This is a genomic window from Pseudomonas sp. GD03903, from assembly GCF_029840045.1.
In the GTDB taxonomy this organism is placed as follows: Bacteria; Pseudomonadota; Gammaproteobacteria; order Pseudomonadales; family Pseudomonadaceae; genus Pseudomonas; species Pseudomonas pseudonitroreducens.
The window spans coordinates 120,154-136,779 of the sequence record NZ_JAOCBT010000004.1 but is presented as its reverse complement, the minus strand read 5'-3'; the positions used below and the strand labels follow the sequence as shown (position 1 = coordinate 136,779).

General features: G+C 65.3%; 15 protein-coding genes. 9 read left to right on the top strand and 6 right to left on the bottom strand.

The window, feature by feature from the left end; genetic code table 11:
- Nucleotides 1-3 precede the first annotated feature (3 nt).
- The 3 genes from znuB to zur are packed head-to-tail and all read right to left on the bottom strand — an operon-like array spanning nt 4 to nt 2,091.
- Nucleotides 4-792: a zinc ABC transporter permease subunit ZnuB gene (gene znuB, locus N5C91_RS07645; RefSeq protein ID WP_236201628.1), complete on the bottom strand. Its 789-nt coding sequence runs from the start codon at nt 790-792 to the stop codon at nt 4-6.
- On the bottom strand, nt 785-1,585 hold the full coding sequence (gene znuC / locus N5C91_RS07640; protein ID WP_205338476.1) for a zinc ABC transporter ATP-binding protein ZnuC: 801 nt from the start codon (nt 1,583-1,585) through the stop codon (nt 785-787). Before znuC ends, znuB begins: the two co-directional genes overlap by 8 nt.
- Nucleotides 1,585-2,091, bottom strand: coding sequence for a zinc uptake transcriptional repressor Zur (zur, locus tag N5C91_RS07635; RefSeq protein ID WP_236172202.1), 507 nt, complete (start codon nt 2,089-2,091; stop codon nt 1,585-1,587). Before zur ends, znuC begins: the two co-directional genes overlap by 1 nt.
- Before the next feature lie 70 nt (nt 2,092-2,161).
- On the opposite strand from zur, the gene znuA reads away from it, so the two are divergent.
- The 3 genes from znuA (at nt 2,162) to N5C91_RS07620 (ending at nt 6,398) form a co-directional block, all read left to right on the top strand.
- Nucleotides 2,162-3,100, top strand: coding sequence for a zinc ABC transporter substrate-binding protein ZnuA (gene znuA, locus N5C91_RS07630; protein WP_279828778.1), 939 nt, complete (start codon nt 2,162-2,164; stop codon nt 3,098-3,100).
- A 446-nt stretch (nt 3,101-3,546) separates the two neighbouring features.
- Entirely contained in the window at nt 3,547-5,694 is a 2,148-nt protein-coding gene (locus N5C91_RS07625) for an adenosylcobalamin-dependent ribonucleoside-diphosphate reductase (RefSeq protein WP_236172200.1), read from the top strand.
- A gap of 17 nt (nt 5,695-5,711) precedes the next feature.
- The gene (locus N5C91_RS07620) at nt 5,712-6,398 is read left to right on the top strand and encodes an NrdJb (RefSeq protein ID WP_236172199.1); all 687 of its coding nucleotides are present in this window, start codon (nt 5,712-5,714) and stop codon (nt 6,396-6,398) included.
- A 345-nt stretch (nt 6,399-6,743) separates the two neighbouring features.
- On the opposite strand, the gene N5C91_RS07615 is transcribed toward N5C91_RS07620, so the two are convergent.
- Both N5C91_RS07615 and N5C91_RS07610 read right to left on the bottom strand, forming a co-directional pair.
- Nucleotides 6,744-7,694 carry a homoserine kinase gene (locus tag N5C91_RS07615; RefSeq protein ID WP_279828774.1) on the bottom strand — a complete coding sequence of 317 codons (951 nt, stop codon included), beginning with the start codon at nt 7,692-7,694 and terminating at the stop codon, nt 6,744-6,746.
- 34 nt (nt 7,695-7,728) lie between these two features.
- Complete coding sequence (locus N5C91_RS07610; RefSeq protein ID WP_205338483.1) at nt 7,729-8,016, bottom strand: DUF2782 domain-containing protein; 288 nt, start codon at nt 8,014-8,016, stop codon at nt 7,729-7,731.
- Between the two features lie 74 nt (nt 8,017-8,090).
- On the opposite strand from N5C91_RS07610, the gene polA reads away from it, so the two are divergent.
- Entirely contained in the window at nt 8,091-10,841 is a 2,751-nt protein-coding gene (polA, locus tag N5C91_RS07605) for a DNA polymerase I (protein WP_279828772.1), read from the top strand.
- A 277-nt stretch (nt 10,842-11,118) separates the two neighbouring features.
- Here polA and yihA read toward each other — a convergent pair whose 3' ends face one another.
- A complete protein-coding gene (gene yihA, locus N5C91_RS07600; protein WP_279828771.1) occupies nt 11,119-11,781 on the bottom strand; it encodes a ribosome biogenesis GTP-binding protein YihA/YsxC in 663 nt (220 codons plus the stop codon).
- 180 nt (nt 11,782-11,961) lie between these two features.
- On the opposite strand from yihA, the gene N5C91_RS07595 reads away from it, so the two are divergent.
- The 5 genes from N5C91_RS07595 (at nt 11,962) to N5C91_RS07575 (ending at nt 16,600) form a co-directional block, all read left to right on the top strand.
- Nucleotides 11,962-12,252: a c-type cytochrome gene (locus N5C91_RS07595; protein WP_017521244.1), complete on the top strand. Its 291-nt coding sequence runs from the start codon at nt 11,962-11,964 to the stop codon at nt 12,250-12,252.
- A 45-nt stretch (nt 12,253-12,297) separates the two neighbouring features.
- Nucleotides 12,298-12,903 (top strand): c-type cytochrome, encoded by a 606-nt coding sequence (locus N5C91_RS07590; protein ID WP_279828770.1) that lies wholly within the window; start codon nt 12,298-12,300, stop codon nt 12,901-12,903.
- A gap of 179 nt (nt 12,904-13,082) precedes the next feature.
- Nucleotides 13,083-13,724 carry a thiol:disulfide interchange protein DsbA/DsbL gene (locus N5C91_RS07585; protein WP_236172194.1) on the top strand — a complete coding sequence of 214 codons (642 nt, stop codon included), beginning with the start codon at nt 13,083-13,085 and terminating at the stop codon, nt 13,722-13,724.
- Between the two features lie 12 nt (nt 13,725-13,736).
- Nucleotides 13,737-14,609 carry an endonuclease/exonuclease/phosphatase family protein gene (locus tag N5C91_RS07580; protein ID WP_279828769.1) on the top strand — a complete coding sequence of 291 codons (873 nt, stop codon included), beginning with the start codon at nt 13,737-13,739 and terminating at the stop codon, nt 14,607-14,609.
- Complete coding sequence (locus tag N5C91_RS07575) at nt 14,606-16,600, top strand: GGDEF domain-containing protein (protein ID WP_279828768.1); 1,995 nt, start codon at nt 14,606-14,608, stop codon at nt 16,598-16,600. Before N5C91_RS07580 ends, N5C91_RS07575 begins: the two co-directional genes overlap by 4 nt.
- Nucleotides 16,601-16,626: the final 26 nt, after the last annotated feature.

The window sequence follows — 16,626 nt, the reverse complement described above, 5'->3', positions numbered from 1 at the left end:
ATTCTACACCGTCCGGCGCGGCAGGACAAAACTCAGCAGGAACAGGGCCGCCGCGCTGACCACGATGGAGGGGCCGGCGGGGGTGTCCTTGAACCAGGACAGCGAGAGCCCGGCACACACCGCCACCAGGCCGATCAGGCTGGCGCCGAAGGCCATCTGTTCGGGGCTGCGGGCGTGCCGCTGGGCGGCGGCGGCGGGGATGATCAGCAGCGAGGTGATCAGCAGCACGCCGACGATCTTCATGGCCACGGCGATGACAATGGCGATCAGCAGCATCAGCGCCAGACGGATGGCGGTGACCGGCAGGCCTTCGACCCGCGCCAGTTCCTCGTGCACGGTGATTGCCAGCAACGGCCGCCACAGCCAGCAGATCAGCCCCAGCACCAGGGCGCTGCCGGCGACTATCCACAGCAGGTCGGTGTGGCTGACGGCGAGCAGGTCGCCGAACAGATAAGCCATCAGGTCGACGCGCACTTCCTTCATGAAGCTCAGGGTCACCAGGCCCAGCGACAGCGTGCTATGGGCGAGGATGCCGAGCAGGGTGTCGGCGGCCAGCGGCTGGCGTTGCTGCAGGGTGACCAGCAGCACGGCGAGCAGCACGCAGCCGACGGTCACCGCCAGCGTCGGGCTGACGTCCAGCAGGAAGCCAAGGGCGACGCCGAGCAGGGCGGCATGGGACAGGGTGTCGCCAAAGTAGGCCATGCGTCGCCAGACGACGAACGAACCCAGGGGCCCGGCGACAACCGCCAGGGCCAGCCCGGCGAGGAGGGCGTTGAGCAGGAAATCAGCCATGGTTGCAGTCGGGGCCGTGCTGGTGGACCGGCGTAAAGCGCGTGCCGGCGGGGAAGGCGGGTTTCACCACCTCGCCGTGCAGGTCGTGGGAATGGTCGTGGTGGTGGTGATAGACCGCCAGGCTGCGGGCATCCTGGCCGAACAGCTCGACGAAGGCCGGATCGCCGCTGACCTGTTCCGGATGCCCGGAGCAGCAGACGTGGCGGTTCAGGCAGACCACCTTGTCGGTGGCGCTCATCACCAGGTGCAGGTCGTGGGAAACCATCAGCACGCCGCAGCCGAGGCGGTCGCGCAGGCGGCCGATCAGGCGATAGAGCTCGGCCTGGCCGGCGACGTCGACGCCCTGCACGGGCTCGTCAAGCACCAATAGTTCCGGTTTGCGCAGCAGGGCGCGAGCCAGCAGCACGCGCTGCAACTCGCCGCCGGAAACACTCTGCAGCGGCTTGTCGATTACGTGTGCCGCGCCGACTTCCTTCAGCGCGTCGAGCGCCTGGGTGCGCTGCACACCGGGCACCAGACGGAGGAAGCGGAAGACGGTGAGCGGCAGGGTCGGGTCGACGTGGAGTTTCTGCGGCATATAGCCGATGGACAGCTTCGGCGCGCGCCAGACGCTGCCGGTGTCGGGCTTGAGCAGGCCGAGCACGCTGCGCACCAGGGTCGTCTTGCCGGCACCGTTGGGGCCGATCAGGGTGACGATCTCGCCGGGAGCGATGGTCAGGTCGACGTTCTGCAGCACCGCCTGGCCGCCATAACTGACGCCGACGCCTTGCAGGCGGATCAGGGCGTCGCTCATCACGCCTCCTGCTGGCCGGGGGCGCAGGCGCCGCAGAGGCCGACGATCTCGACGGTCTGGGTTTCCACGGCGAAGCCGACGCCCTTGGCGCCAGCCACGATGGCCTCGCTGATGGCTGGCTGTTCCAGCTCGATGGCGGTGTGGCAGGCGCGGCAGATCAGGAACTGGCCTTCGTGGGCGTGTTCCGGGTGTGCGCAGCCGATGAAGGCGTTGAGCGAGGCGATGCGGTGCACCAGGCCGTTTTCCAGGAGGAAGTCCAGCGCGCGGTAGACCGTCGGCGGCGCCGCCTTGCGGCCGTCTTCCTCGCTCAGCACGGCGAGAATGTCGTAGGCGCCCAGCGGCTTGTGGCTTGCCCAGACCAGCTCCAGCACACGCCGGCGCAGCTCGGTCAGGCGCACGCCCTGGCGCGCGCACAGCGCGTCGGCGTCGGCCAGGGCGCTGGCCACGCAGTTGGCGTGGTCGTGCGGGCGGCAGGCGAGGGGAGTCTTCGGGGCGATCTTGTACATGCGCGGCGACGCTCGGGTTCAGAGACGTTATTATATTACTCTTTCATCTCTCCCCTGTGTGAGTGCCGCCGTGTCCTTCCGTCCCGTCGCCCTGCTGACCGCCGCCTGCGCGCTGCTGCTCAGCCTTCCCGTGCGTGCCGAGGTCAGCGTGCTGACCAGCATCAAGCCGCTGCAACTGATCGCTGCCGCCATCCAGGACGGCGAAGGCGCGCCGGACGTGCTGCTGCCGCCGGGCGCCTCGCCGCACAGCTACTCGCTGCGCCCCTCGGACATCCGTCGTGTGCGCGATGCGCAACTGTTCTACTGGGTCGGCCCGGACCTGGAGAACTTCCTGCCCAAGGTGCTGGGCAGCCGCAAGGGCCCGAGCGTGGCGCTGCAGGACCAGGCCGGCATGCACCTGCGCAAGTTCGCCGACTTCAGCCAATCGAATCATCCGGAGCACGACGATGATCATGACGATCTCGGCCATGATCACGATCATCGCCCCGGCATGATCGACGCCCACCTCTGGTTGCTGCCGGCCAACGCCCAGGTGATCGCCGCGCGCATGGCCGAGGACCTGGCCATCGCCGACCCGACCAATGCCAGCCGCTACCAGGCCAACCTGAAGGCCTTCGACGAGCGCATGGAGCAACTCAATACCCGCCTGCAGCAGCGCATCGATCCGCTCAAGGGCAAGCCGTTCTTCGTCTTCCACGAAGCCTTCGACTACTTCGAAGAGGCCTATGGCCTGCGCCATGCCGGGGTTTTCGCGGTGTCCGCCGATGTGCAGCCGGGGGCCCGGCACGTCGCCATGATGCGTGCGCAACTGCAGAAGGCCGGGCCGTCCTGCATTTTCAGCGAGCCGCCGATCCGCCCGCGCCTGGCCGACACCCTGAGCCAGGGCCTGCCGGTGCGCCTGGCCGAGCTGGATGACCTGGGCGTGGGGGTGAAGGTCGATGCCCAGGGCTACGAGAATCTGCTGGGCAATCTGGCGGATGAGTTTGCCGGGTGCCTGGAGAAGCTTTGATTCGGGCTGCTGCCGTAGCTTCCCTGATCGTAGGGCGAATAACGCCTCGAGCGTTATCCGCCGCTGAGCTTCGGATGGCGGATAAAGCGTTCCGCTTTATGCGCCCCTGAACCCGACCTGAGCGTAGGAGCGGACTTCGTCCGCGATAGGTTCGCCTCGCGCCGGACAACATCGGGGACGAAGTCCCCTCCTACGAAAGCCCATCGCCGCGCCTGATCGTCGCACCATTCCTGCCTGAAACTTCCCTGCCTGATTTGCGGCCGACGCCCCGCCAATCGTCGCCTTCGTGCTTGTTTTTCAGCGTCTTCCGGTCAACCGTCTATCGTGTGTAATGGTGCGAGCCAGGCACAAGATATTGATGCCGATCAGTCTTCTGTGTCTACATATTGGGTCTACTCGCGCTCCTTTGCGCCCTGCCACCCAACCGACAGGAGGTTATTTCTCGGATGGCCAAGACCGATGCGCGCCCACGCGGCGCCGACCAAGGAGTTCTCGCCCTGCAACCTGCCTCGCAGGATATCTGGGACAGCAAGTACCGCCTCAAGCACAAGAGCGGTAAACCCATCGACGGCAGCGTCGACGAGACCTGGCAGCGCATCGCCCGCGCCCTGGCCGACGTCGAGGCGAACAAGGCCCTGCGCGAGCACTGGTACGAGCGCTTCCTATGGGCCTTGCGCAATGGCGCCATCCCGGCCGGGCGGATCATCTCCAACGCTGGCGCGCAGGGGCACAAGCCGGCCACCTCGACCATCAACTGCACCGTCTCCGGGATCATCCGTGACTCCATGGACGACATCCTGGAGAAGGTCCACGAGGCCGGGCTGACGCTCAAGGCCGGTTGCGGCATCGGTTACGAATTCAGCACCCTGCGCCCGCGCGGCGCCTACGTCTCCGGCGCCGGCGCACACACCAGCGGGCCGCTGTCGTTCATGGATATCTACGACAAGATGTGCTTCACCGTCAGCTCCGCCGGGGGGCGGCGCGGCGCGCAGATGGGCACCTTCGACGTCAGCCATCCGGACGTCCGCGAGTTCATCCGCGCCAAGCGTGAAGACGGCCGCCTGCGCCAGTTCAACCTGAGTCTGCTGATCACCGATGGCTTCATGCACGCGGTGGAAGTCGATGAGGACTGGCCGCTGGTGTTCCCGATCCACGCGAAGGAGCGCGACGAAGTCGACCTGAACAACCCGGACGAAGTCGTCTGGCGCGACTGGCCGGTACACGACAACTACCTGGTGGGCGACGACGGCCGCGTGGCCTGCAAGGTCTACGGGCGGGTCAAGGCGCGGCACCTGTGGGACATGATCATGGTGTCCACCTACGACTACGCCGAGCCGGGGTTCATCCTGATCGACCGGGTCAACGAGATGAACAACAACTGGTGGTGCGAGGCGATCCGCGCCACCAACCCCTGTGGCGAGCAACCGCTGCCACCCTATGGCTCCTGCCTGCTGGGTTCGGTGAACCTGACCAGCTTCGTGGTCGACGCCTTCGGTGACAACGCGCGCTTCGACTGGGAGCGCTACCGTGAGGTGGTCCGCGTGTTCACCCGCATGCTCGACAACGTGGTGGAGATCAACGGCCTGCCGCTGGAACAGCAGCGCGCGGAAATCCTCGGCAAGCGTCGCCATGGCATGGGCTTCCTCGGCCTGGGCTCGGCGCTGACCCTGCTCAAGCTGCGCTACGGCAGCCCGGAAGCCTGCGTGTTCACCGAAGAAGTGGCGCGCGAGATGGCCCTGGTGGGCTGGGAAGTGGCGCTGGAACTGTCCCGCGAGAAAGGCCCGGCGCCGGCGCTGGTGAAGGAGTACGAAGTCACCGCCGAAATGCTGCGCAAGCGCCCGGAAATGAAGGCCGATGGCCTAAAGGTGGGCGACAAGGTTGCGGGGCGCGTCCTGCATGCAAAGTACTCGCGCTACATGCAGCGCGTCGCCGAGCATGCACCGCAACTGATCGAGGAACTGGCCGAGCACGGCGCACGCTTCACTCACCACAGCTCCATCGCGCCCACCGGCACCATCAGCCTGAGCCTGGCCAACAATGCCTCCAACGGCATCGAGCCGAGCTTCGCCCACCACTATTCGCGCAACCTGATCCGCCCCGGGCGCAAGACCAAGGAGAAGATCTCGGTCTTCAGCTACGAGTTGCTGGCCTACCGCGACCAGGTGGACAACCACGCCGTGCCGGGCGCCGAAGAAGAGAAGCACCGCCTGCCGGACTACTTCATCACCGCCGACGACATCACTCCGCAGCAGCATGTCGATATCCAGGCCGCCGCGCAGAAGTGGATCGACTCGTCGATTTCCAAGACCGCCAACGTCCCCACCGACTACCCGTTCGAGGACTTCAAGGACATCTACCTCTACGCCTGGCGCCAGGGCCTGAAGGGCTGCACCACCTTCCGCTTCAACCCGGCGGCCTTCCAGGGCGTGCTGGTCAAGGAATCGGACCTGGAGAAGACGGTGTACCGCTTCGAGCTGGAAGATGGCAGCGTGGTCGAACTCAAGGGCAACGAGGAGGTGGAGTACGACGGTGAGATGCATACCGCCGCCAACCTCTTCGACGCCCTGAAAGAAGGCTATTACGGTAAGTACTGAGACCCCTGGAGAGAGCTATGAGCGTCAAGATCAACCAGAAGATCAAAGGCTTCCAGGTGGTGGACGTGGCCGAGGAAAAGGCCCGCGTGGAAGCCGCCGCGGCCGCCGCCGTGGTGAAGATGGATGAAACCCTGCAGCGCCCGGAATTGCTGGTAGGCGCGACCTACAAGATCAAGTCGCCGCTGTTCGAGCATGCGCTGTACGTGACCATCAATGACGTGGTGCTCAACCCGGATACCCCGTACGAGCAGCGCCGGCCGTTCGAGATCTTCATCAATTCGAAGAACATGGACCACTTCCAGTGGATCGTCGCGCTCACCCGGATCATGTCCGCGGTGTTCCGCAAGGGCGGCGACTGCACCTTCCTGGTGGAAGAAATGAAGGCGGTGTTCGACCCGCGCGGCGGCTACCTGAAGCGCGGCGGCATCTATATGCCGTCGATCGTCGCCGAAATCGGTGCGGTCATCGAGCGCCATATGGTTGCCATCGGCCTGATGGAAGGCCCGCAACTGGACGAGGAACAGCGCCTGTACCTGGCCGAGAAGCGCGCCGCCTACGAGGCAGCCCAAGGCACCAACAAGGCCGAACCTGGCGAAGGCTTCCCCTCCGGCGCCCAACTGTGCGGCAAGTGCAACACCATGGCGGTGGTGCAGATGGATGGCTGTGCCACCTGCCTCAACTGCGGCCATTCGAAGTGTGGGTGAGCTGGGGTTTCGCAACGCCTGCGTTGCGCCAGCGAACGCCCGGCCATGGATGGTCGGGCCGGGGCTGAACTTGAGCAGAGGAGAAACGGCAAGGATGCCAGCGCCGAATTAGATCTTTACGGCGCCCGCAGGCGTCGCCCGGCGAACGCCCGGCCATGGATGGCCAGGCCGGGGTTGACCTTGAGCAGAGGATCAACGGCAGGGATGCCGGCGCCTCGTTTGATCTTCACACCTCCTGTATTGCACCGGACTGCTTTTCTGTAGGAGCGAGCTTGCTCGCGAACAGGCCCCGCAGCGGAGCAGGTTCGCGAGCAAGCTCGCTCCTACGAAGAGCCGTCGGAGCGTTTACAGCGCAAACGGCAGGTGAACCCCCACCGTCTGCCGCTGCGCCAGTCGCCGTTCGAACTCCTGCGGATCGTGGATCAGTACATCCTGCCCGGCGAACGCCTCGGCGGCGATCAGCCGTGACAGCCAGAAGCGCACGCAAGCCACCCGCAGCATCTCCGGCCACAGCTCGGCCTCCAGCGCGGTGAACGGCCGCTTCGATGCATAAGCCGCCAGCAACGCGCGCGCGCGCGGACCATCGAGGGCGCCGTCGTCGTTTGAGCACCAGTCGTTCACGGTGATTGCCAGGTCGTAGAGCATCCAGCCGGAACTGGCGTTGTAGAAGTCGATCACCCCCGCCAGGTGCGGGCCGTCGAACAGCACGTTGTCGCGGAACAGGTCGGCGTGCAGGTTGGCGCGCGGCAGTGCCGGTTGTTCGGCGAGCAGGCGGGCAATTTCTTCCAGCGCATCGCCCAGCAGAGTCGCGGCGTTGCCGGAAAGGTGCGACTGCATCGTCTCGCCTTCATGCAGCATCCAGCTCAGACCACGGTCGCTGGGGCGCTCGATGATTCGCCCGCGGGTCGCCAGGTGCAGGCGGGCCAGCAGATCGCCGACTTCCTGGCAGTGATGGTTGTTCGGTGTGCGCTCGTGGCGGCCAGCCAGGCGTGGCTGCAGCAGCGCGGGCTTGCCCGCGAGCTGACGCAGCGCCTCGCCGTCCTTCGTGCGCAGGGCGTAGGGCACCGGCAGATCGGCTTCGTGGAGCACGTCGAGCAACTCGATGAAGAACGGCATTTCCTGCACCGGGCCGCGCTCGACCAGGGTCAGGACGAACTCGCCCTGCTCCAGGCTGACGAAGAAGTTGCTGTTCTCCGACCCTTCGGCGATGCCGCGGAAGTCGCGCAGGCGGCCGAGGCCATAGGGGGCGAGGAAGTCTTCGAGAACCGGACGTTCCAGAGGCGTGAATACCGACATGCTCAATCCTCTGGAGCGTCGTGGGCGGGAAGGTTTACCAGCTGAAGATCTGCCACTGCGGAATCAGCTTGTCGGGCTGGTCCGAGCGGATGAAGTTGCCGTCGCTGCCATCCTGGCGCACCAGGAAGTACGGCTTGCCATGCTTGGGGATGACCTTGATGGCGTAAAGGAAACCGTTGACGCGGTATTCCTGGATGGTCTTGTCGCCCTCCTGGCGGATGGTCACATCCGGTTCCGGCGTCGGGGCGTCGTCCGCCGCCATGACGGAAGTCGCGCCAAGACCCAGTAGAGCGGCGAGCAACAGGCGGTTCAACGTACGCATGATAACCTTGTCCCTTTGTCGAATTGGCTACGGACATTTTAGCCCGAGCCCTTCTGAAAAGGTTGATTCCCCTCATGAGCCAAGCACCCCTCGTCCTCGTGGACGGCTCGTCCTACCTGTATCGCGCCTTCCATGCCCTGCCGCCGCTGATGACCTCTACCGGCATGCCCACGGGAGCGGTGAAGGGCGTGCTGAACATGCTCAAGAGCCTGCGCAAGCAGTACCCGGACAGCCCCTTTGCGGTGGTCTTCGATGCCAAGGGCGGGACCTTCCGCGACGAGATGTTTGCCGAATACAAGGCCAACCGTCCCTCGATGCCGGACGACCTGCGCGTGCAGGTGGAACCGCTGCACGCCACCGTGCGTGCCCTCGGCCTGCCACTGCTGTGTGTGGAAGGTGTGGAAGCGGACGACGTGATCGGAACCCTGGCCCGGCAGAGCGCGGCCGGAGGCCGGGCGGTGGTGATCTCCACCGGTGACAAGGACATGGCGCAGCTGGTCGACGGGCACATTACGCTGGTCAATACCATGACCGGTAGCGTGCTCGACGTGGATGGCGTTAAAGAGAAATTCGGTGTCGGTCCTGAACTGATCATCGATTACCTGGCGCTGATGGGCGACAAGGTCGACAACATTCCCGGCGTGCCCGGCGTCGGCGAGAAAACCGCCCTCGGCCTGCTCACCGGCGTGGGTGGCGGCCTGGATGTGCTCTACGCCAGCCTGAACAAGGTGCCCGAGCTGCCGATCCGCGGTGCCAAGGGCCTGCCGGCCAAGCTCGAAGAGCACAAGGACATGGCCTACCTGTCCTACAAGCTCGCGACCATCAAGTGCGATGTCGAACTGAACATCGAGATCGATGCCCTGCACCCCGGCGAGCCGGACCGCGAGGCGCTGACCGAGCTGTACCGCACCCTGGAATTCAAGACCGGGTTGGACGACCTGCAACGCCAGGCGGCCAAGGCCGGAACTCCCCAGCTCGCGCTGGAAGAGGCTCCGGCTGCAGCGGCGGAGAAGCGCTACGAGATCGTCCTGGAACAGAGCCAGTTCGATGCCTGGCTGAAGAAGCTGGAAGCCGCCGACCTGATCGCCTTCGACACCGAAACCACCAGCCTCGACCCGCAGCAGGCCCAGGTCGTGGGCGTGTCCTTTGCGGTGACCGAAGGCGAGGCCGCCTACGTACCGCTGGCGCACAGCTATATGGGCGTTCCGGCGCAGCTGGACCGCGATGCCGTGCTCAAGGCGCTCAAGCCGCTGCTGGAAGACCCGAAGAAGCGCAAGGTCGGCCAGCACGCCAAGTACGACATGAATGTCCTGGCCAACGCTTCGACGCCCATCGCCGTGCAGGGCATCGCCTACGACACCATGCTCGAATCCTACGTGCTGGACTCCACCGCGACCCGCCACGACATGGACAGCCTGGCGCTGAAGTACCTCGGCCACAGCACCATCCGCTTCGAGGACATCGCCGGCAAGGGCGCCAAGCAACTGACCTTCGACCAGATCGCCCTGGAGCAGGCCGGCCCCTACGCCGCTGAAGACGCCGACGTCACCCTGCGTCTGCACCAGACGCTGTGGCAGAAGCTGGAAGCTATCCCGTCGCTGGCCAAGGTTCTGACCGAGATCGAAATGCCGCTGGTGCCGGTGCTGGCGCGTATCGAGCGGAATGGTGCACTGGTCGACGCCAACCTGCTGGGCAAGCAGAGTGTCGAGCTGGGCGAGAAGATGGTCGAGCTGCAGCGCCAGGCCTATGACTTGGCGGGCGAAGAATTCAACCTCGGCTCGCCCAAGCAACTGGGCGCCGTACTTTATGAAAAGCTGGGGCTGCCGGTGTTGTCGAAGACTGCCACTGGCCAGCCGTCGACAGCGGAAAACGTCCTCGCCGAGCTGGCCGAGCAGGATTACGAGCTGCCCAAGGTGATCATGCAGTACCGCTCCATGAGCAAACTCAAGAGCACCTACACCGACAAGCTGCCGGAGCAGATCAACCCGCGCACCGGGCGCATCCACACCAGCTACCACCAGGCGGTGGCGGCCACCGGCCGGCTGTCCTCCAGCGACCCGAACCTGCAGAACATCCCGATCCGCACCGCAGAAGGCCGGCGCATTCGCCAGGCCTTCGTCGCGCCCAAGGGCTACAAGCTGCTGGCGGCGGACTATTCGCAGATCGAACTGCGCATCATGGCCCACCTGGCCAAGGACGAAGGCCTGCTGGACGCCTTCCGCCATGATCGCGACGTGCACCGCGCCACCGCCGCCGAAGTCTTCGGCGTACCGCTGGACGAGGTGACTTCCGATCAGCGCCGTAGCGCCAAGGCGATCAACTTCGGCCTGATCTACGGCATGAGCGCCTTCGGCCTGGCCAAGCAGATCGGCGTCGAGCGCAAGGAAGCCCAGGCCTACATCGACCGCTACTTCGCCCGTTATCCGGGTGTGCTGGCCTACATGGAGCGCACCCGCGCCCAGGCCGCCGAGCAGGGCTTCGTCGAGACCCTGTTCGGCCGCCGCCTGTACCTGCCGGAAATCGCCTCGAAGAACGGCGCCATGCGCAAGGCCGCCGAACGCACGGCGATCAACGCGCCGATGCAGGGCACCGCGGCGGACATCATGAAGCGTGCGATGGTGGCTGTGGATAACTGGCTGCAGGACAGCGGCATCGATGCCCGCGTCATCCTCCAGGTGCACGATGAACTGGTGCTGGAAGTACGCGAAGACCTGGTTGACCAGGTCCGTGATGGCATTCGGCCGCTAATGAGCGGCGCGGCGCAACTGGACGTACCGTTGGTCGTCGAGGCCGGTGTCGGGGCGAACTGGGATGAGGCGCACTGACGATTGGACGAACGGTCGGAGGGCCCGTCAGGCGGGCCTTCTGGCACGATTGTCCGGGTTGCCGCGGACCTGCCGGAAAAAATCTTTTGTGACCTGCTGAACTTTCCCGCGAGGAGCCGAGTCAGAACTCGTGAATGGCTGGTGAAGCCCTTCGATGCTCCTTTGCAGTGTTTAGTGTTGGCAGATTACTGGACCCCGCCCTAGCGGTCCGGACTTAAACCCCGAACTTCCCCCTCCCCATACGAAGCTCGGGGTTTTTTTTGCCTGCGATTTGGCCTCAGGCCCCCTCGCCGGCCTCCTCTTCTTCCTCGTCCAGCAGCCCGAGCCAGCCGGCCAGGACCAGCTGCGCTTCCTCCACACCCTGGCGCTTGGGCGCCGAGAACAGCTGCAGGGTGGCGACATCGCCCCAGCCGTCGAGGATTTCCTTGCGGGTCTTGAGCAGCGCGTTCTTCGCCGCGCCGTAGGCCAGCTTGTCGGCCTTGGTCAGCAGCACGTGGATCGGCAGCTGGCTGGCCTGGGCCCAGTCGAGCATCAGGCGGTCGAAATCGGTCAGCGGATGACGGATATCCATCAGCAGCACCACGCCGGCTAGCGCATTGCGGCTGGAGAGATAAGCTTCCAGGTGCTGCTGCCAGTGAAGTTTCAGCGGAATCGGCACCTTGGCGTAGCCGTAGCCGGGCAGGTCGACCAGGCGGCGTTCGTCATCCAGGCGGAAGAAGTTCAGCAACTGGGTGCGGCCGGGGGTCTTGGAGGTGCGTGCCAGGTTCGCGTGGGTCAGCGCATTCAACGCGCTGGACTTGCCCGCGTTGGAGCGGCCGGCGAAGGCGACTTCCAGGCCGGAATCTTCCGGGCACTGGTTCACCTTGGCGGCGGAGATAAGGAAAGTGGCCTGTTGGCAGAGGCCGAGAATCGGGTTTTTCGTAGCGTTATTCGAGGACATGGGTAACTTCGCGGCGGGTGCGACGCGGTGTCGCGGGGGGCGGTTTCGTTTCCGTTTGGGCATCTGAAGTATATAATGCCGCGGATTTTGTGTGCGCTTTATCCCCCAGGGTCGAGCCACACGGGAACGTTGGAGTCCGCGCAATCAAGAACGCGGATGTTCCCTGCGATGAGGATAATCATGAAGAAACTGCTGTTCGCAGCCATCGTTGCCGCGCTGGCATCCAGCGCCCTGGCGGCCCAGGATCCGGAAGCCGTTTTCAACAGAGCCTGTGGCGCCTGCCACAATGGTCAGTTGCCAATGGCGCCGAAGAAGGGCGACGCCGCCGCTTGGAAGCCACGCCTGGACAAGGGCATGGACACGCTGGTGCAACATGTGACCAACGGTTTCAACGCGATGCCGCCTCGCGGCCTGTGCACCGACTGCAGCGCCGAGGACTACCAGACAATTATCCAGTGGATGTCGAAGTAACTCGGGGCCTTACTCTTTCACCCTTAGCCGTTATTGGATTAGCTGATGAACAAATTGATCGTGAGTCTGCTGTTGACCCTGGGTCTTGTCGGTGTGGCGAACGCCGCTGGCGATGCCAAGGCCGGTCAGGCGAAAGCTGCTGTCTGTGGTGCCTGCCACGGTGCCGATGGCAACAGCATGGCGCCCAACTTCCCGAAACTGGCCGGGCAGGGTGAGCGTTACCTGCTCAAGCAGATGCACGACATCAAGGACGGCAAGCGCACCGTGCTGGAAATGACCGGCCTGCTGACCAACCTCAGCGATGAGGACCTGGCCGACATCGCCGGCTACTTCGCCAGCCAGAATGGCAGCGTCGGCGCCGCCGATCCCAAGCTGGTCGCCCAGGGCGAAGCCCTGTTCCGCGGCGGCAAGCTCGCCGAAGGCATGCCGGCCTGCACCGGTTGCCACAACCCGGCTGGCCAGGGCAACGCCGAAGCCGGCTTCCCGCACCTGGGTGGCCAGCACGCGGCCTACACCGCCAAGCAGCTGACCGCTTTCCGCGAAGGCGAGCGCACCAACGACGGCGACGCCATGATCATGCGCAGCATCGCCGCCAAGCTGTCCAACAAGGACATCGCTGCGATCTCCAGCTACATCGAAGGCCTGCACTAAGCGGGCATCCGGCGAAAACGCCGGAGCGAAAAACTGCTTGGAAAAAAAGGGTGGCTTCGGCCACCCTTTTTTGCATCCGTCACCACTACAATGCTGGAACCGTGTCTGGCCCCTCCGGTCAAACCGCTTCATCCCGCCGCGCCGCAGCGTGGCGGTTCCGCTCAGCCAAGGAGTGAACCATGCGTAACCTGATTTTCACCGCCGCTCTTGCCTTCGCCGGCCTGTTCGCCGTCAACGCGAACGCCGCCGACTTCGAAGCGGGCAAGAACTATACCGAGCTGAACCAGGCCGTTCCGGTCTCCCAGCCCGGCAAGATCGAGGTGGTGGAGCTGTTCTGGTACGGCTGCCCGCACTGCTATGCGTTCGAACCGACCATCAACCCGTGGGTCGAGAAGCTGCCGGCCGACGTTCACTTCGTGCGTATCCCGGCCATGTTCGGCGGTCTGTGGAACATCCACGGCCAACTGTTCCTGACCCTGGAATCCATGGGTGTAGAGAAGAAGGTGCACCACTCGGTCTTCGAGAAGCTGCACAACAACCCGAAGGCCCTGACCACTCCGGAAGAAATGGCTGACTTCGTCGCCGAGCAGGGCGTGGACAAGGACAAGTTCCTCAGCACCTACAACTCCTTCGCCATCAAGGGCCAGATCGAGAAGGCCAAGAAACTGGCAATGGCCTACCAGATCAGCGGCGTGCCGACCCTGGTGGTCAATGGCAAGTACCGCTTCGATATCGGCTCGGCCGGCGGCCCGGACGAGGCGCTGCAGTTGGCTGACCAGCTGATCGCCAAGGAACGCGCCGACGCCAAGGCTGCCCAGTAAGGTCCGACGACGATGCTGCGCCGGCGGACTCGTGAGCGTGTCGCGGGGGCCTGCGTCCCACGGGTGAACAGCGCCCATGGGATACCCGCCGGCCTGCCCGACGACGGCCGGCTGCGCCTGCTCAGTTTCAACATCCAGGTGGGCATCAGTACCGAAAGGTACCGTCACTACCTGACCCGCGGCTGGCAGCACCTGTTGCCGGCCGCCGGGCGTGCCAGCAACCTGCAGCGCATCGGCGAACTGCTCCACGACTATGACGTGGTGGCCCTGCAGGAAGCCGATGGTGGCAGCATCCGCTCCGGCAACATCAACCAGGTCGAGCACCTGGCCCAGCTCGGTGCCTTCCCCTACTGGTACCAGCAGCTCAATCGCAACCTCGGGCGCATTGCCCAGCACAGCAACGGCCTGCTCAGCCGCCTGCAGCCCACTGCCCTGGAAGACCACCCGCTGCCCGGCCCGCCCGGTCGCGGCGCGATCCTCATGCGCTTCGGCGAAGGCAGGGACGCGTTGGCGGTGGTGATGATGCACCTGGCCCTCGGCGCGCGGACCCGTACCCGCCAGCTCGCCTATATCCGCGAGCTGCTGCAGGACTACCGCCATCACGTGCTGATGGGCGACATGAACACCCATGCCACCGACCTGCTGGAAAGCTCGCCATTGCGCGACCTCCAGCTCATCGCCCCGCAGGTCGAGGCCACTTTCCCCAGCTGGCGCCCGCAGCGCTGCCTGGACCACATCCTGCTCAGTTCCGAGCTGGCGCTGGAACGCGTCAGTGTCCTCCCGCACCCGATTTCCGACCACCTGCCGGTGGCCGTGGAAATCCGCCTGCCGGATGCCCTGCGTTCGTCCTCGTCGCTCGCCTTGCGCGGCGAGGACCCTGAATGAGTCGCGACGACGACCAGCGCTGGAAACAGAAATACCTGGATAACCTCGAACAGCAGGAGAAGCTCGAACGGCGCTGGGATGCCCGCCTCGACCTGCTGCGTCGCGGCCTGGTGCGCAGCAGCCTGGCGGCCGAAGGCAGCGACAAGGCGGTGGATGCCTGCATGCAGGAGCTGCGCGAAGTGTTGCGCCGCGACGATATGGATGCCGGGCTGTCGCGCCTGATCCCGCAACTGGAAAAGGCCGTACTCGACTCCGAACAGCGCCGCCAGCAGCGTATCGAGCAGAACGTCGCCGCGCTCGGCCAGCTGTCGCAACAACTGCTGTCCCTGGACATGCCGGGTGATGTGCGCAAGCCGCTCAAGCGCCTGGCCAAGGATATTCCCAGCCGCGGCAGTTCCTCCCGCGAACTACCCGCGCTACTGGGTGAGCTGAGTCGCCTGCAGCGCCAGGTGCTGGATCATTTTGGCACTGCTGGCGGAGAACAGCGCCCCGGTTTCCTGCAGCGGCTGTTCGGCAGCCGCGACAGTGATGACGCGGATGGGGCGGAGCCGACCCCGGCCGCGCCCAGCGCCACGCCAGAAAGCGAGCCGATGCCCGAAGCGGCGCTGGAGTTACCGCCGTCCAGCAATGCCCAGTCTGCTGCACCTGCACCTGCACCTGTCGATGCGGTTGTCGCTGAGACGGCTGCCGAGCCTGCCCTAGCGCCGCTTGCCGACGCTGCTCCAGCCTCGGCGGCGGAACCCTTGGCAGCGCCCTCGCCAGTCGCACGAGCGGAGCCTGTCGCCGTGGCACAAGCTGCCGCCAACGCTTCCGCGGCCGAGCATCCCGCCCAGGATGAGGCCAGGTTGCTCGACAGCCTGCCGGTGCCGCCTGGCCTGTTCGGCACGCCGGAAGACGCGCGCCAGGCCAACGACCCCTATGCCCTGCCGCCGCGCCCCGAACCCGGTTACAGCGCGGTGGCCCCGCACATCGAGGCGAGCCTGCTGCGCCTGCTGGACGAGATGCATCTGCCGGCGGCCCAGCAGATCCAGGCCGAGGCGCTGCGTTCGCGCATTCATGGCAGCCTCAACTGGTACGAACTGGTGCCCGTGCTGGATGACCTGGGCGTCCTCGTGCTGTCGCTGAACGACAGCGGCCAGCGCGAATTCGAAGGTTACCTGCACCAGCTCAACGCGCGCCTGGGCGCCTTCCTCGATGGCTTGCAGGCAGTACAGGAAAATCACAGTGGCACCAGCTCCAGCGCCCGTGAGCTGGACGACACCCTGCGCGCACAGGTCAGCGGCCTGAAGGAAAGTGTGCTGGAGGCCACCGACCTGGAAGGCCTGAAGCGCAACGTCGAGTCACGCCTGCAGGGGCTGGTGGGCACCATGGACCGCTTCCGTGAGGAGCGCGAGGTCCGTGAACGCGAAGTGAGCGAGCGCATCCAGTCGCTGGTGACCCGTGTCGCCAGCATGGAAGAGGAAGCCCGCACCTTCCAGGCGAACATCGAGGACCAGCGCCAGAAGGCCATGACCGATGCGCTGACCGGCCTGCCCAACCGTGCCGCGTTGAGCGAGCGACTGGAGCTGGAGGTCGCGCGCTGGGAGCGCTATGGCGGTGACCTGCTGTTGGCGGTGCTGGATGTCGATCACTTCAAGCGGATCAACGACGATTTCGGTCACCTGGCCGGCGACAAGGTGCTGAAGATCATTGCCAACGAACTGGCCAAGCGCGTGCGCAAGACCGATTTCATCGCCCGATTCGGTGGCGAAGAGTTCGTCGTACTGCTGCCCTCCACACCGCTGGACGGTGGGCAGCAACTGCTCGACGTGCTGCGCGGCGCCATCGAGGCCTGTCCGTTCCACTTCAAGGGCGAGCGCCTGAGCATCACCTGCTCGGCTGGCCTCACGGCCTTCCGCGAAGGCGAGCGCGCCGAAACCGCCTTCGAACGGGCCGACCAGGCGCTTTACCGTGCCAAGCGCGGCGGCCGCAACCGACTCGAAGTCGACTGAGCACACGGCGTTTCCTGTAGGAGCGA

Coding starts and splice junctions, on each gene's coding strand:
- zur (WP_236172202.1), bottom strand. CDS start 2,091: ATGTACAAGATCGCCCCGAAGACTCCCCTCGCCTGCCGCCCGCACGAC.
- N5C91_RS07620 (WP_236172199.1), top strand. CDS start 5,712: ATGAGCGTCAAGATCAACCAGAAGATCAAAGGCTTCCAGGTGGTGGAC.
- polA (WP_279828772.1), top strand. CDS start 8,091: ATGAGCCAAGCACCCCTCGTCCTCGTGGACGGCTCGTCCTACCTGTAT.
- znuB (WP_236201628.1), bottom strand. CDS start 792: ATGGCTGATTTCCTGCTCAACGCCCTCCTCGCCGGGCTGGCCCTGGCG.
- N5C91_RS07610 (WP_205338483.1), bottom strand. CDS start 8,016: ATGCGTACGTTGAACCGCCTGTTGCTCGCCGCTCTACTGGGTCTTGGC.
- N5C91_RS07595 (WP_017521244.1), top strand. CDS start 11,962: ATGAAGAAACTGCTGTTCGCAGCCATCGTTGCCGCGCTGGCATCCAGC.
- yihA (WP_279828771.1), bottom strand. CDS start 11,781: ATGTCCTCGAATAACGCTACGAAAAACCCGATTCTCGGCCTCTGCCAA.
- N5C91_RS07585 (WP_236172194.1), top strand. CDS start 13,083: ATGCGTAACCTGATTTTCACCGCCGCTCTTGCCTTCGCCGGCCTGTTC.
- N5C91_RS07590 (WP_279828770.1), top strand. CDS start 12,298: ATGAACAAATTGATCGTGAGTCTGCTGTTGACCCTGGGTCTTGTCGGT.
- N5C91_RS07615 (WP_279828774.1), bottom strand. CDS start 7,694: ATGTCGGTATTCACGCCTCTGGAACGTCCGGTTCTCGAAGACTTCCTC.
- N5C91_RS07575 (WP_279828768.1), top strand. CDS start 14,606: ATGAGTCGCGACGACGACCAGCGCTGGAAACAGAAATACCTGGATAAC.
- N5C91_RS07625 (WP_236172200.1), top strand. CDS start 3,547: ATGGCCAAGACCGATGCGCGCCCACGCGGCGCCGACCAAGGAGTTCTC.
- znuC (WP_205338476.1), bottom strand. CDS start 1,585: ATGAGCGACGCCCTGATCCGCCTGCAAGGCGTCGGCGTCAGTTATGGC.
- N5C91_RS07580 (WP_279828769.1), top strand. CDS start 13,737: ATGCTGCGCCGGCGGACTCGTGAGCGTGTCGCGGGGGCCTGCGTCCCA.